9 protein-coding genes and 2 pseudogenes are annotated in these 14,463 nt (G+C 73.0%); 7 read left to right on the top strand and 4 right to left on the bottom strand.

Features of this window, described 5'->3' with window-relative positions; all coding sequences use genetic code 11:
* Window positions 1-137: 137 nt before the first annotated feature.
* Window positions 138-1,052 (bottom strand): SDR family oxidoreductase, encoded by a 915-nt coding sequence (locus tag ACYQ77_RS15605; protein ID WP_459711735.1) that lies wholly within the window; start codon window positions 1,050-1,052, stop codon window positions 138-140.
* Window positions 1,053-1,244: 192 nt separating this feature from the next.
* Here ACYQ77_RS15605 and ACYQ77_RS15600 point away from each other — a divergent pair, with 192 nt between their 5' ends.
* Genes ACYQ77_RS15600 through ACYQ77_RS15570 form a run of 7 tightly spaced genes read left to right on the top strand, consistent with a single transcriptional unit; the run spans window position 1,245 to window position 9,753 of the window.
* Window positions 1,245-2,192, top strand: coding sequence for a thiamine pyrophosphate-dependent dehydrogenase E1 component subunit alpha (locus ACYQ77_RS15600; protein WP_459711733.1), 948 nt, complete (start codon window positions 1,245-1,247; stop codon window positions 2,190-2,192).
* Window positions 2,189-2,419 carry an acyl carrier protein gene (locus tag ACYQ77_RS15595; protein ID WP_459711731.1) on the top strand — a complete coding sequence of 77 codons (231 nt, stop codon included), beginning with the start codon at window positions 2,189-2,191 and terminating at the stop codon, window positions 2,417-2,419. The genes ACYQ77_RS15600 and ACYQ77_RS15595 overlap by 4 nt, the downstream gene beginning before the upstream one ends.
* Entirely contained in the window at window positions 2,416-4,473 is a 2,058-nt protein-coding gene (locus ACYQ77_RS15590) for a 2-oxo acid dehydrogenase subunit E2 (RefSeq protein ID WP_459711730.1), read from the top strand. Before ACYQ77_RS15595 ends, ACYQ77_RS15590 begins: the two co-directional genes overlap by 4 nt.
* Window positions 4,474-4,527: 54 nt before the next feature.
* A complete protein-coding gene (locus ACYQ77_RS15585) occupies window positions 4,528-5,532 on the top strand; it encodes a 3-oxoacyl-ACP synthase III family protein (RefSeq protein WP_459711728.1) in 1,005 nt (334 codons plus the stop codon).
* 45 nt (window positions 5,533-5,577) lie between these two features.
* Window positions 5,578-8,340 (top strand): alpha/beta fold hydrolase, encoded by a 2,763-nt coding sequence (locus tag ACYQ77_RS15580; RefSeq protein WP_459711727.1) that lies wholly within the window; start codon window positions 5,578-5,580, stop codon window positions 8,338-8,340.
* Window positions 8,337-9,224 (top strand): ABC transporter permease, encoded by an 888-nt coding sequence (locus tag ACYQ77_RS15575; RefSeq protein WP_459711724.1) that lies wholly within the window; start codon window positions 8,337-8,339, stop codon window positions 9,222-9,224. The genes ACYQ77_RS15580 and ACYQ77_RS15575 overlap by 4 nt, the downstream gene beginning before the upstream one ends.
* Window positions 9,225-9,243: 19 nt before the next feature.
* Window positions 9,244-9,753 (top strand): hypothetical protein, encoded by a 510-nt coding sequence (locus ACYQ77_RS15570; protein ID WP_459711722.1) that lies wholly within the window; start codon window positions 9,244-9,246, stop codon window positions 9,751-9,753.
* Between the two features lie 37 nt (window positions 9,754-9,790).
* On the opposite strand, the gene ACYQ77_RS15565 is transcribed toward ACYQ77_RS15570, so the two are convergent.
* The 3 genes and pseudogenes from ACYQ77_RS15565 to ACYQ77_RS15555 all read right to left on the bottom strand — a co-directional run.
* A complete protein-coding gene (locus ACYQ77_RS15565; protein WP_459711720.1) occupies window positions 9,791-12,184 on the bottom strand; it encodes a M28 family peptidase in 2,394 nt (797 codons plus the stop codon).
* Between the two features lie 10 nt (window positions 12,185-12,194).
* Window positions 12,195-13,385, bottom strand: a pseudogene (locus ACYQ77_RS15560) (NB-ARC domain-containing protein); the annotation flags it as partial.
* Between the two features lie 84 nt (window positions 13,386-13,469).
* Window positions 13,470-14,270, bottom strand: a pseudogene (locus tag ACYQ77_RS15555) (AfsR/SARP family transcriptional regulator); the annotation flags it as partial.
* Window positions 14,271-14,463: the final 193 nt, after the last annotated feature.

The raw sequence follows: 14,463 nt of genomic DNA, 5'->3' as shown, positions 1-14,463 counted from the left end.
TCCGCCGATGCGACCGAGACGTTAACGCCTTCCCGGCGGCAGTCCGCCGAATCTGTCAAACCACTGACAGACCGGACGGGTGAGCCACGACCGCCGGGGTGCCTCCGTGCTCCCCGGCGGTCGTGGCTCGGCGCGGATCAGCGGTAGCCGGTCACGTCGGCCGGCTTGCCCTTGCTCTGGACTTCCTCCCAGTAGCGCCACGAATCGGGGCGGCTGCCGTCGGCGTCGGTGAACCCGTACACCTTCGCCAGCTGGCCCGACGACAAGGACTGGCCCGACCAGCGCGCCACGTTGGGGTCCGCGGCGAGCGCCGCCGCCGCCCGGCCGACGAACACCGGCGACTCCGAGATCGCGAAGTGCGGCTCCTTGGTGATCGCGTCGCGCCAGTTCTCCTCGGTCACACCGAAGTTGTCGAGCATGGACTCGGAGCGGAGCCAGCCCGGGGTCAGCGCGACCGCGGTGCCGCCGTAGGGGCGCAACTCCTCCGACTGTGCCAGTGCCATCCGCTGCACCGACACCTTCACGAGGTCGTAGAAGAAGCCGGCGTCCGCGCGGTACTTCGCGTTGGACTCCGTCGTGCCGTCCGTCATCTCGATCACCAGCCCGCCGGGCCTGCGGATCAGCAGCGGCAGCGCGAAGTGGCTGGTGATCGCGTGTGTGTCGACACCGAGCCGGAACATGCGCAGCCCACCGTCGAGGTCGTGCTCCCACAGCTTCTGACCGAACTTGAGGTAGATGTCGCCACCCCAGATGTCGTTCACCAGCACGTCGAGGCGGCCCTGTTCCCGGTCGATCCGTGCCACCAGCGCCGCGACCTCGTCGGGCACGAGGTGGTCCACGCGCACCGCGATGCCGACGCCACCCGCGGCGGTGACCAGTTCCGCGGTCTCCTCGATGGTCTCCGCGCGGTTCACCTCCGACCGCTGCTCGCGCGTGGTCCGGCCGGTCGCGTACACCGTCGCGCCCTTGCGGCCCAGCTCGACCGCGATCGCGCGGCCCGCGGCCCGGGTCGCGCCCGCGACCAGCGCGACCTTTCCCTTCAGTTCGTCCATGTCCACGACTTTGCCGCACCCCCGGCCCGAACCACAAACCGGGTGCGCACCATCGGGGGAATTCGCTGTGGTATTCCGGGAATGCGGTCCGGGCGCGGCGCGGTGATACCGATGCGGCGACCGAATTGAGAACGGCTGCTCCTAACGTGGCGGACGAGGTGCACACCACGCCCGTCAGGAGCCCGTGACGCCATGACCGTCGAGCAAAGGGACACGAGTACGCGGCCGGACGTTTCCGATGTGTCCGCGATGCTGACCATCCGCCATTTCGAGATGTTGCTGCTGCGCATGTTCGGTGAAGGACAGCTGAACGGCACGACCCACACGTGTCTCGGCCAGGAATACATTCCGGTGGCCCTCGAACCGCTGCTCGCCGACGATTTCGTGCTGAGCAACCACCGCGGTCACGGTCATTACCTCGCGCGGTTCCGGGACCCGGCCGGTCTGCTCGCCGAGATCATGGGGCGCGCCGGCGCGGTGTGCGCAGGCGTCGGCGGCAGCCAGCACCTGCACCGGGAACGCTTCCTGTCCACCGGTGTGCAGGGGCAGAGCCTGCCGGTCGCGGTCGGCATCGGGTTGCACTACAAGCGCACGGGCGCGGGACGCATCGCCGTCGCGTACATCGGTGACGGCACCTGGGGCGAGGGCGCCGTGTACGAGGCACTGAACATGGCCGCGTTGTGGCGGGTGCCCGTGCTGGTCGTGGTGGAGCACAACGGCATCGCCCAGTCCACCCCGACCCCGCTGCAGATGGCCGGTTCGATCGCCGTCCGGGCTGCCGCCTTCGGGGCCGACTTCCTGGAGATCACCGGGCACGACGTCGCGGAGATCCGGACCCGGGTCGCTCCTGTCGTGACGTGGGTGCGCGAGCAACACCGCCCGGCCGTCCTGCAGTTCACGACGCGGCGGCTCGGCCCGCACAGCAAGGGCGACGACACCCGTCCCGCCGAGGAACTCGAGCCGCTGTGGGCGGCCGACTGGTACGCCGAGCTCGCCGACCGGATGGGGGAGGAGTTCCGGCGGCTCGACGAGCAGGCATGCGCGGAGGTGGCGCGGGTGGCCGAGGAGGTGGGTGCGCGCCCGTCGACCGCGTGGGTCCCCGGGGTGGACCGGCCGGTCGTGGCGGGTGGTCCGCGATGAGCGAGCTGGCCGAGCTGGTGGCCGAGGTCCTGCGAGTACCTGCCGCGGAGGTCGACGACGACACCGGCATGGCGACGACCGCGGCGTGGACCAGCCTGCGGCACCTGCAGATCGTCGCCGGGGTGGAGAAGGCGTACGGGATCAGGCTGACCGCCCGGGAGGCGCGGACGTGCCGGTCGGTGCGCGCACTGCGGGAAGTGCTGGCGGAGAAGGGACAGACGTCATGACCGCGCTCGCGCCGAGGGTCGTGGAGGCGCTCAACGCGGCGCTGCACCGGCTGTTCGCCGAGCGTCCCACACTGCACCTGCTCGGCGAGGACGTGCTCGATCCCTACGGGGGCGCGTTCAAGGTCACCAGGGGGCTGTCGACGGCCCACCCGGAGCGGGTGCTCACCACACCGCTGAGCGAGGCGGGGATCACGGGGGTGGCGGCCGGGCTCGCGCTGGCGGGTGACGAGGTCGTCGTCGAGGTGATGTTCGGTGACTTCGCCGCGCTCGCGTTCGACCAGCTGCTCAACTTCGTGTCGAAGTCGGTGACCATGTACGGCCACCACGTGCCGATGCGCGTCGTGGTGCGGTGCCCGGTCGGCGGCAGGCGCGGCTACGGGCCGACGCACAGCCAGAGCGTGCAGAAACACTTCATCGGGATCCCGAACCTGGCGCTGTACGAGACCTCCCCTTTCCACGACGCGTACGAGCTGCTGTCGCACGCGCTCGACCACGGCCCGGCGATGGTGTTCGAGGACAAGGTGCTCTACACGCGGCGGCTGTTCACCGACGGCATCGTGGACGAGCACTTCCGGTTCGCCATGACCGGCGCCGCGCCGGGCTGGGCGCACGTCGCACCCGTGGACGGGGCACCAGCCGACGTGCTGCTGCTGTGCCCCGGCGGTGTCGCGCACCGCGCCATCGAGGCGGCGGCCACGCTGAGGGAGAAGGGGATCCGGGTCCACGTCATGGTGCCCGGCAGGCTGTACCCGCTCGACCTCGAACCGGTGCTGCCGTCGGTCGCGGAGGCGCGCCTGGTCGCGGTGGCCGAGGAGAGCACGGCAGGCGGCACCTGGGGTGCGGAGGTCGCCGCCCGCCTGCACCGGTCGTGCTGGCCCGACCTGCGGGCGCCGGTGCTGACGCTGTCGTCGGCGGATTCCGTCGTGCCCACCGCGCCGCACCTGGAAGCCCGGGTACTGCTCGGCGCGCACCGGATCGCCGAGGAGATCGCGGCGGCGTTCGGCGGCGTGCCCGACGTGGCACCCGCCGCGGCCCCCGAGGAGACGGGATCCGCGTCGGTCGCCGGGGTGCCGGTCACCGCGCCCAAGCTCAACAACAACGACGAGACCTACGTCGTCCTGGAATGGCTCGTCGAGGACGGGGAGCGGGTCGCGGAGGGCGCTCCGCTGGTCGAGCTGGAGACGTCCAAGGCGGTGGAGGAGATCGCCGCACCCGCGTCCGGTTACCTGCGGACCCGCGCCGACGCGGGCACCGAGGTCGCGGTGGGCGCGGTGCTCGCCGAACTGCTGCCCGCGCCATCGCCCACCCCGCGGCCGGCGCCGCACGGCACTCCCGCGGTCACGTCGGTGGCACCGGCGACGGATCGGGGCACCACCGTGGTGCTCGACCGCGTCCAGCAGGGCATCGCCGCTGTCGTCACCCGCGCTCACCGCGAGGTGCCCGCCGCGTTCACCGCGCTCGAGGTCCGGGTCGACCACACGATCGAGCGCCTGCGCGCGGTGTCGGAGGAGACCGGCGGTGAGATCGGGCTCGCCGAGGCGGTGGTGAAGGCGGTCGCCGCGGCGCGGCCCGCGTTCCCGTCGCTGTTCGGCAGGCTCGTCGACGAGCGGACCGTCACGCTGGCGGAGACCGCCGACATCGCCGTGACGGTGGACGCGGGCAACGGCCTTTACACCCCGGTCCTGCGGGACTGCGCGAACAGACCCGTCAGCGAGCTCGCCGACGACCTGATGGACTTCCGGCTCAAGGCGCTGCGCGGCGAGTTCACGGCACGCGAGCTCGACGGTGGTGCCATCGGCGTCTCCCTCAACCTCGAACCGGGCGTGTCGGTCGTCGCCCCGATCGTGCTGTGGCCGCAGCTGTGCATGGTCTCCGTGGGTGGTCCGCTGGAGCGCGTGGTCGCGGTGGCCGGCACGCCCGTGCCGGCCACCGCTGTGACGCTCGGCCTGGCCTACGACCACCGCGTGGTCAACGGCCGCACGGCCGTCGCGTTCCTGCGTGCGGTGGCCGACAGCCTGTGCGACCCGCACCAGCTCGACAAGCTCATCGAGTGAACCGAGCCGAAAACCCTTTCACCGCAACGACCGCAAGGACCGCGAGGAGCGCCAGTGGACTACGGGCTGACCGGATTCGGTGTCGCAGTCGGCGACGAGGTGGCCGTGGCGGACATCGTCACCGAGTACACGGAGGACGTCGGACGCGTCCTCGGGTACGGCTACGAGTCCGTGCACCGGGTGGCGCCGGACGTGAGCGTGACCGACCTCGCCATCGAGGCGGGCGCGAAGGCACTCGCCGGCCACTCCCCGCACGAGGTGGACCTGCTGGTGCTCGCGATCACCGACCTGCCCGACTACCTCTACTGGGACGCGGCCGCGTGGGTGCAGCGCGCGCTCGGGCTCGGCCGGGCGGAGGCGGTGCTGGTCGACCAGGGATGCGTGGGCGGGGTCTCGGCACTGGACACGCTGGCCGGCCGGTTCGCCACCCATCCGGACTACGACCTCGCGCTCGTGATCGGCGCCAACCGCACCGTCGACGCGTACTGGAACCGGCTGGTGACGCACTCGCTGCTGTTCTCCGACGGTGCCGCGGCCGCGGTCGCGGCCCGCGGTGCGCCGTCGCTGCGGTGGCGGGCGTCCTACGCCGAGACCGACGGCCGGTACGCCGACTTCTACCGCATGGACGTCGGCGGTGCCCGGCACCCGTTCACACCGGGCACCGACGCGCCCGCGGTACGGGACGCGTGGGACGTCGTCGCCCACTTCGACCACGACGCGGAGCGGGTCACCGCCTACGCGGAGGAGATCAACGACCGCACGGCACGCGCCGTGCACCGCGCGTGCCGGTACGCGGGCTGCGCCGAGGAGGACCTCGCGCGCCTGGTCCTGCTGAACGACAACGCCGCGGTTCTCGCGGCGCAGGCCGAGCTGATCGGCGTCCCGCTGGCGCGGACCAACGCGCGCACGGCGGCGCGGCACGGGCACTTCGGCGCCGCGGACCACCTGCTGTGCCTCGCCGAACTGCACGACTCCGGCGAGCTGGCGCCCGGCGACCTGGTCGCGCTCGCCGCCAACGGCCGGGGCATGCACTGGGCGGCCGCGATCCTCCAGAACTGACGGCGCGGGCACCGCCGGACGGTGCCGGGACACGGTGGGGACCACATGCTTGCGCTGAGAGGAACGCGTCGCACGGTCCGGTTCGCCGCGCTGGCGGCGGTCGTGCTGGTGGGCGCGGCGACGGCCGCCTTCGTGACCACGGGCGGCACACCCGCCCCGACGGTGACCGAACACGTCTACCGCGTGCCGGACGAGCCGGGGTCGGCCGGCCGCGTCGACATCGACACCACCCTGTACCTGCCGCACGTCACCCCGGCACCCGCGGTGCTGCTCGCCCCCGGGTTCGGCGCCGACAAGGACAGCGTCGACGAGCAGGCCCGTGAGCTCGCACGGGACGGGTTCGTCGTGCAGACCTTCTCGCCGCGCGGGTTCGGGCACAGCTCCGGGCGGATCGGGCTCAACGACCCGGACCGCGAGGTCGCCGACGCGAGGTTCCTGCTCGACCGGCTGGCTGAGCGGCCCGAGGTGCGCCGCGACGCCCCGGGTGACCCGAAGGTGGCCGCGGTCGGCGCGTCCTACGGCGGGGCGCTGTCGCTGCTGCTCGCGGGCACCGACCGCCGGGTCGACGCCGTCGTGCCCATCGCCACCTATCACGACCTCGGCGAGAGCCTCGTGCCGAACGCGCTGCGCGACGGGGCCGAACCGGCGTCGCCCGCCGCCGGGGCCCGGGGCGCTGGAGTGTTCAAGAGCGGCTGGTCCGGCCTGTTCTTCCTGGCCGGGCTCGACGGCAGGCTGAGCGCGGACCCCGGCGCGTACCGGGGCGACGACGGTCTCGGCGCGGACATCGACGCGGTGTGCGGCCGGTTCACCGAGGAGGTGTGCCGGGCCTACGTCGACGTCGTGACGACCGGCACGACGACCGGCGCGACCGCGGCGCTGCTGCACCGGCTGTCACCCGCGTCGGTCGCGGGGTCGATCACCGCGCCGACGCTGCTGGTGCAGGGCGAACAGGACACCCTGTTCGGGCTCGACCAGTCCGACGCGACGGCACGGCAGATCGCGGCGGCGGGCGGCGAGGTGCAGCTCGTGTGGTTCGCGGGCGGCCACGACGCGGGCATGCCCGGTCCCGACCTGCGCGCCAAGATCTGGCGGTGGCTCTCGTTCCGGCTCGCCGGAACGGGCACGAACCCGTTCGGCGCGTTCGAGTACGACGTCCAGGGCGCGGTCCGGCCGGAAGGCGCGGTCTCGGTGCGGACCGTGCGCGCCGCGGGCTACCCGGGCCTGCGCGCTGACCGCGTGCCGCGCCGCGCCGTTCCGGTGTCCGGCCGCGACCAGGTGATCGCCAAGCCACCCGGCGGGCTGCCCGCGGGACTCAGCGGCATCCCGGGGCTGAACGCCCTCGTGACCGGCGCGGCCGCCCTGCTACCCCCCGAGAGCACGGACCCACCAGGGCAGTCGGCCCGCTTCGACTCCGCCCCGCTGACCCGTCAGCTGCTCGTCACCGGCGCCGCCACGGTCCGGTTGCGGGTGGCCGCGGTGGGCCCGCCGGGGGACGGCGTGCTGTTCGCGAAGCTGTACGACGTCGGTCCGGACGGCATGAAGACGTTGCCCGGCAACGCCGTCGCGCCGATCCGGCTGCCACCGCTGCCCGAGGACGGCACTCCCGTCGAGGTCGTGGTGTCCCTGCCCGGCGTCGTGCACCCGGTCGAGTCCGGGCACCGGCTGCGGCTCGTCGTCGGCACGACCGACCAGGGTTTTCGCGCCACCACGGCGGAACCCGCCGTCTACCGGGTCAGCGCGGTCGGCGCGCTGTCGGTGCCGAGCGTGCCCGCGGTACCGACCGCGTCGGCGTGGCCGGTGCCGCAGATGGTCGGCATCGTGCTCGTCCTCGGGGCCACGGCGCTGCTCCTCGCGCACCTCGCCGCACGACAGCGGCGCGGCCGCGACACCGACCCGGCCCTGCGGGACACACCACTCGTCGTCGACGGTCTGGTGCGGACGCTGCCGGACGGGACGAACGCGGTGGACGGCCTGTCGTTGCGGGTCGAGCGCGGCCAGGTGTTCGGTCTGCTGGGGCCCAACGGCGCGGGCAAGACCACCACGCTGCGCATGCTGATGGGGCTGATCACCCCGCACGCGGGGGAGATCCGCGTGTTCGGTGAACGGGTGACCCCGGGCGCGCCGGTGCTGTCGCGCATCGGCTGCTTCGTCGAGGCCGCCGGGTTCCTGCCGCACCTGTCCGGGCGGACGAACCTGGAGCTGCACTGGGCCGCGACCGGCAGACCCGCCGCCGACGCGCACCTGGCGGAGGCGCTGGAGATCGCCGCGCTGGGCGCCGCCGTGGACCGGCCCGTCCGCACCTACAGCCAGGGCATGCGGCAGCGCCTCGCGATCGCCCAGGCCATGCTCGGTCTGCCGGACCTGCTGGTGCTCGACGAACCCACGAACGGCCTCGACCCGCCGCAGATCCGCCGCCTGCGCGAGGTGCTGCACGACTACGCGGCGACCGGACGTGCGGTGCTGGTGTCCAGCCACCTGCTCGCCGAGGTCGAGAGCACCTGCAGCCACATCGCGATCATGAACCGCGGTGGGCTGGTGGCAGGCGGGCCCGTGCGGGAGCTGGCGGCCTCCCGCGACGAGCTGACCTTCGCCGTCGACCGGCCCGACGCGGCCGCCGCGGTGCTCCGCGACCTCCCCGGTGTGTCCACTGTGGACGTCCATGATGACGTGGTGCACGCGGAGCTGACGGGCGCCGACGGCGCGGAGGTGCTCGAGGCGCTCGTGCGGGCCGGTGTCGCGGTCCGGCACGCGGCGCCGAGACGACGGCTCGAGGACGTGTTCCTGCGACTGGTCGGAGAAGCGCGATGACGGTGGTGGGTGGAGCCGGCCGGTGGCGGGGCGCTGCGGACACCGGTGGTGCCGCGAGCGGGTTCCGGCCGGCGCGGTCGTTGCGGCTCTCGGTCGAGCTGCGCAGGCAGTTGATGCGCGGGCGCACCCTGCTCGTCGCGGCGTGCGCGGTGCTCCTGCCCCTGGTGCTCGTCGTGTCGTTCGGCATCGGCGACCCGCCCGCGAAGGGCCCGACCCCCGACTACGAGGCACTCGCCGCGGAGAGCACCCCGAACTTCGTGATGTACGTGATGTTCGTCGCGGGCACCTACCTCAACAGCGTGCTGGTGGCGCTCCTCGTCGCGGACGGCGTCGCGAGCGAGGCCGCGTACGCCAGCCTGAAGTACCTGCTGGCGATCCCGGTACCGCGGCTGCGCCTGTTGTGGCGCAAGGCCGTGGTGTCGGCGCTGCTGGCCGCCGTCGTGACCACGCTGGTGCCCGTGGTGGCGCTGGCGGTCGGCACGCTGTCGATCGGTACCGGTGACCTGACCACCCCGACCGGCTACTCGCTCTCCTTCTGGGAGGCCGTGGTGGTGCTCGGGCTGGCGCAGCTGTACGTGGTCGTTCACCTGGCCTGGCTGGCCGGGCTGGCGCTGCTGTTGACGGTCTCCACGGACGTGCCGCTCGGCGCGGTCGGGGGTGCGGTGCTCGCGTCGATGTTCGCCCAGATCCTCGACCAGGTCACCGCATTGGGTGCCCTGCGGGACGTCCTGCCCAGCCACTACACGTGGACGTGGATGGAACTGCTGTCACCCGCGCCCGACGTGCGCGCCATCGCGGACGGCGTGCTGGTGTCGGTCGTGTACGCGTGCGTGTTCGGTGTGCTGGCCGCGTATCGCTTCTCCCGCAAGGACATCACCAGCTGACCGGAATGGAGTGAACCCGATGACCCGTCACCGCACCCACCGCCGTGCCGCCGCCGTGCTCGCCTGCTCGGCGCTCGCGCTCACCGGCTGCGTGTCCCTGCCGCAGGAGGCAGCGCCCACGAACAACCGTGCGTGCGACCTGCTCCGGCCGATCGCACGCGACCTCGGTCTCGGGCAGCCGGCGGTCAGCACGCTCGACGAGCGTGAGCGCTGCACCGCGGGCAGCCGCGAGTCCGACAACCGCAAGTACGTGACGTTCACGGTCACGCTGGACGAGCGCCCACTGGCGGAGTCGGTGTCGGGCCGGGGCAAGCGCTCCGACCTGAACCTCGCCGGACACGACGCCGTGATGCTGCTCGGCGACATCAACTCCGGTGAGTGCCAGGTCTTCCTCGACGCGGGCGACGGGTCGAGCGTGGTGCTCCGCCTCGTCCGCAACAACGCGATGACGCAGCAGACGTGCGCCGAACTCGAGCCTATCGCCGAAGGGGTGGCGGCGGACTTCGGCACGAAGAGCGAGAACGGCTGATCCCACCTCGTCCCGCGACGTCCCCGCACCCGCCAGGTCACCCCAGGCGGGTGCGGGTCGCGACGAACGTCGCGTCGCTCAGGCTCGCCACCCCCAGCGCGGGCGGACCCGGTGTCGCCGGTGTCCGCGCGAGCCGCTGTGGCAGTCCCGGGGTGCGATCGAGCACGCGCAGCTCTCCACTCCCCGGACCGAGGTCGACGACCACGGTCACCCCGTCGGCAGGCACCGCGCGCACCCACAGCTCCCAGGCCGGCCCTGCCGGTGCGACCTCGCGGGCAGGGCCTGGCACACCGGCCACGGAGAACCGCCGCACCGCGGGCCCGCTCACGATGAGGACGAGTTCGCGCGCACCCCGCGTGGACGCGGCGGTGATCGCGACGCGCCTGCCGCGGTCACCGTCGTCGCGCACCGTCTCGACGGTGACGTCGGGCCCGGTGAGCGGCACCACGGACGCGGGCCCGCGGCGGACCGGGACCCGCCACCCCGGCCAGACGTCCGCGACGTCGGCCGGTTCGGCGTCGTCCGGGAGGAAGCGGCGGCTCCAGGCGTCCGGTCCGGAACCGCTGAGCCACAGCGCCTCCCGCGCGCCGGCGTCGAGCACGTACATCACGTCCGCGCGCCGGCCGGTCTCCACCGGTGCGGGCGACAGCGCCGCCACGACCAGCACGGCGACCGCGGCGACCACGACGGCCCCGGTCCCGGCAGCGCGCACCCGCCCGGCGCGCCCGCTCCGTGCGGGGAGCACGGCGGACAGCAGCGGTGTCACCAGACCGGCCAGTGCCGCGGGCACCGCGACGAGTCCGATGCCGAGCGCGTCCGCGAGCAGCGGGACGAGTGGCGCGACGAGGAGTGCCAGCGGCACCACACCGGCGGCCACGGCGGCTACCCGCGCGACCGGGTTGGGGACACCGCCGCCGAGCACCGCGCCCGCGATCACGAGCCCCAGCGCGGGCCAGGTGAAGACGTGGCCACCGCCCGGGAACGCGACCGCCGCGGCGCACGCCAGCACCACCCACAGGACGACCGCGCCCGCGACCTGGTGCCGGGTGCCGGCGAACCGGCGCGTGACCCGGACGAGCACGAGTCCGATCGCGACGGTCAGCAGCACGAAGCCGGCCAGCGCGGGTCCGTGCCCGGCGATGTCGTAGTAGTCGGCGAACTCGGGGTGCCCGCCCGCGACGAGCGGCGCGAGTCCGAACGCGACACCCGCGGCGAGCAGCGGGTGGCAGAGCGCGACGAGGAGCCCACGTGCGACACCGCGACCGGTGAGCACACCCCGCGCCCGCAGCCGGAGGAACACGACCACGGCGAGTGCGGCCACCGCCAGCGCGACGGGCAGCGCGACCCACACCGGGTAGGACACGAGCAGCCCCGCCGCCACGAAGTACTCGCGCTCGCCGGCCGGAGGAGCGGTGAGGTCGGCCGCCCCGAGTGCCCTGGCGAGCCCGAGTGCGTAGGAACCCTGGTGCTGCACCGTCGGCGGGTCGACGTGGTCGACCGTGTCGTTCGCACCGTGGTAGCGGGTGTAGCCGCCGAGGTAGGCGATGTTCATCCCCGGGTGCCCGGCCTCCTTCAGCACGGTGAAGTCGGTGCGGTTGGGCATGTACCGGTAGGCGGCGTCGAGCAGCGAACTGGTGCGCGCGTCCGCGACGTGGTCGGCCAGCGTCCCGATCAGCCAGCCGTCGTCGGCGCCGGTCTCGAACATCAGGCTCGGTCCGGCGGAACCCCGTGCCTCGAAGTTCAGCACGACCGCGTCCCGGGGCAGTACGCCGGGAGCGGCGGCGAGGGCCTGCGCGCCGAGCAGGCCGCTCTCCTCGGCGTCGGTGAACACGAACAGCACGTCATTGCGGGGCGGTGGCCCCGCGCGCAGCGCCCGCGCGGTCTCCAGCAGCACCGACACCGGTACCCCCGCGTCGTTCGCGCCGGGACCCGTCGGCACCGTGTCGTAGTGGGTGACCAGCGCGACCGGCCGGGTGCTCGCCGTGCCGGGAAGCCGCGCCACCACGTTGGACAGCCGCAGGTTCGCGTACGCGGCGTTCGTACCGGTGGGGGACAGCTCGGGGGAGTGAGCGGCCGCGGCCGAGTCGTGCACCCGGGTCTCCAGGCCCAGCCCGCGCAGGACACCGGCGAGGTAATCCCGCGCATCGGCGTGCGCGGCCGAACCCGTGGGACGGGGCTGTTGGGCGATCCGCGCGACGTGGTCGAGTGCCCGCGCGGCCGAGAACGCGCCGGCGGGGGCGGAGCGCCCGGCCGGCGCGGGCAGCCGCTCGGTCCACCACACCGCGAGCAGGCACAGCACGGCCAGCACGGCGGCGACCACCGTCAGCCGCCGACCGTCGGCGGTGCCCGCTGTCGCGTCCGGAGGAGCGGACACCGGTTCGCGCGCCCGCCACCTCGTGACCGCCGACCGTTCGGACAGATCTCCGGTCATGGCGGTGCCGTCACTTCCTCGTCGACTGCCGTGCGTTGTTCCCGGCCTCGTGCGGCTCCTCGTCCTGCGGTTCCCGCCACCACCCGGAAGCCGGTTCGACGAGGTACGCGGTACTCGTGCTGTCCGTGTGCTCCGGCGCCCTGCGTGGCAGCGGCGCCACGATCGGCGGGCCGAGGTCGGTGACGGCCCGGTCCGCCACACAGGGGCACGTGCTGGTGCCGAGTTCGGCGATGGCGCGCTGTCGCGCGTACACGCGCACCAGCGGGTTGAATACGTACCTGAGGCCACCGGCCGGGTCGTCGGCGACACCCACCTCGATCAGCTGGTGGTTGACCAGCTCGTCGAGCAACCGTTGGTGGTCTTCCCCCGGCCGGTCGAACACGGCGGACGCGACGAACTCGGGAATGGTCGGCTGCTCACACAGGCTGAGCCGGAGCCACATCTCCCGCGCGGCAGCGGACAACCGCGCCGCTGTCGAGGCGAGCCGTGCGCTCTGGTCCAAGGTGCCGATCGACAGTTCGGCGAGCCGCTCGCGCTCGTCGCGCAGCCGGTCGAGGAACTGGGCGAGGCGCTGAGCCGGCCGGGCCCGCAGCCGGGCGGCCGAGGCGCGGATCGCGAGCGGGAAGTAGCCGCACAGCTCGACGATCCGGTGCGCCGCCTGGCGGTCCCCGGCGACGCGTTCCACCCCGACGAGTGACGTGAGCAGTTCCACGGCTTCCGCAGGGGGAAGACCGCCGACGCGGTGGTCGCGGACCCCGGGGATCTCCAGGATGCTGGTGCGCGCCGTGCAGATCACCGCGCTCTCGCCGTTGGGCAGCAGCGCCTCGTAGGCGGCCGCGTCGGCGACGTCGTCGAGCACGATCAGCAGGCGCTTGCTGGCGGTGAGGCTGCGGAACAACGCGGCCCGCCCGTCCAGCGCGCCGATGGTCCGCTGCTCCGGCACCCCGAGCGCGTCGAGCAGGAACTGCAGAGCCTCCTCCGGCGGCATGGGGTCCTCGCTGCCGCGCAGGTTGAGGAAGATCTGCCCGTCCGGGAAGTGTTCGCGCACCCGGTGACCCGCGTGCACGGCGAGAGTCGTCTTGCCGATGCCGCCGGGGCCGACGAGGGCGATCACCCCGCGGCTCCCTCCGGTGCGCAGGTCGCGGACGATCTGGTCGAGCAGATCGCGGCGGCCCGTGAAGTCCGCGATGTCGGCGGGCAGTTGCTCGGGGATCTTCCCGGCCGCTTGTCGTGGCCGCGGGTGCTGGGCGTGCGTGACGGGTTCACCCGCGATGATCCGCCGGTGCAGATCCTGGAGCCGGGCACCCGGTTCCAGACCCAGGTTGTTGACCAGCGCGGTCCGGCTGGCTCGGTACACCGCGAGTGCCTCGGCACGGCGCTGCGACAGGTACAGCGCGGTCATCAACTGGGCGCAGAGCCGTTCCCGCAGTGGGTACTCGGCCACCAGCGGCTTGAGCTCGCTGATCAGCTCGGCGTGCTGCCCGAGCGCCAGCTCCACGTCCAGCCGTTCCTCGAGCACCGAGAACCGGCGTTCCTCCCAGCGTGCCGCGACAGCCTGGACACCGGCGCTGGGCAGGTCGGCGAGCGGCTGGCCCTGGAACATCGACAGGGCCCTGCGGTACTCGGCGCTCGCGGCCGCGAGGTCGTTCGCGGCGACCAGGTCCCGCGCGCGGCGGACCGCGCGCTCGAACAGGTGCGCGTCGAGGTCGTTGTCCCCGAGACGGATCCGGTAGCCGCCCTGCACGGTCTCCACGAGGTCGGTCGGCGCACCGGCGGCCTTGAACGCGATGCGCAGGCGCCACACGCAGGTCTGGATCTGCTTCTCCGCCGTCGCCGGGGGTGCCGCGCTCCAGACCGCATCGATCAGAGCGCTGACGGGCACCACCTTGTTCGCGTTGATGAGGAGCACCGCGAGGACGGTGAGCTGCCGGTTTCTGCCAACACGGACGATCTTGTCGCGAATGGTAACCTGCAGTGGACCGAGAATTCGGAAAAACGTTCCCCCACTATTTTCTCCTTCTTCCGGCGCAGATTTGGTGGTCTGCGCAAAAGGCGGGCGCTGGTGGCGCGGGTTATTGTGCGACAACTGGACGTCCCTCGGTCGGAAGGCGCGGCAATCTGCAATGCAACCACAAGGGTTCTGAGAGGGACAACGCCCATCCGGGCGATCGAAGTCAGCGCCGGTGGTGACAGTCTGTTATGTGCGCTTCACCCGATGCGTGCAAAAGGGGTGACACCTACCGTGACCGCGGAGCGGAGACGAAATCAGGACATGTCCG

The organism is Actinophytocola sp. KF-1, assembly GCF_054661535.1.
Note: the sequence above shows the minus strand (reverse complement) of the source record. Positions and strands in the feature narration are given on the sequence as shown.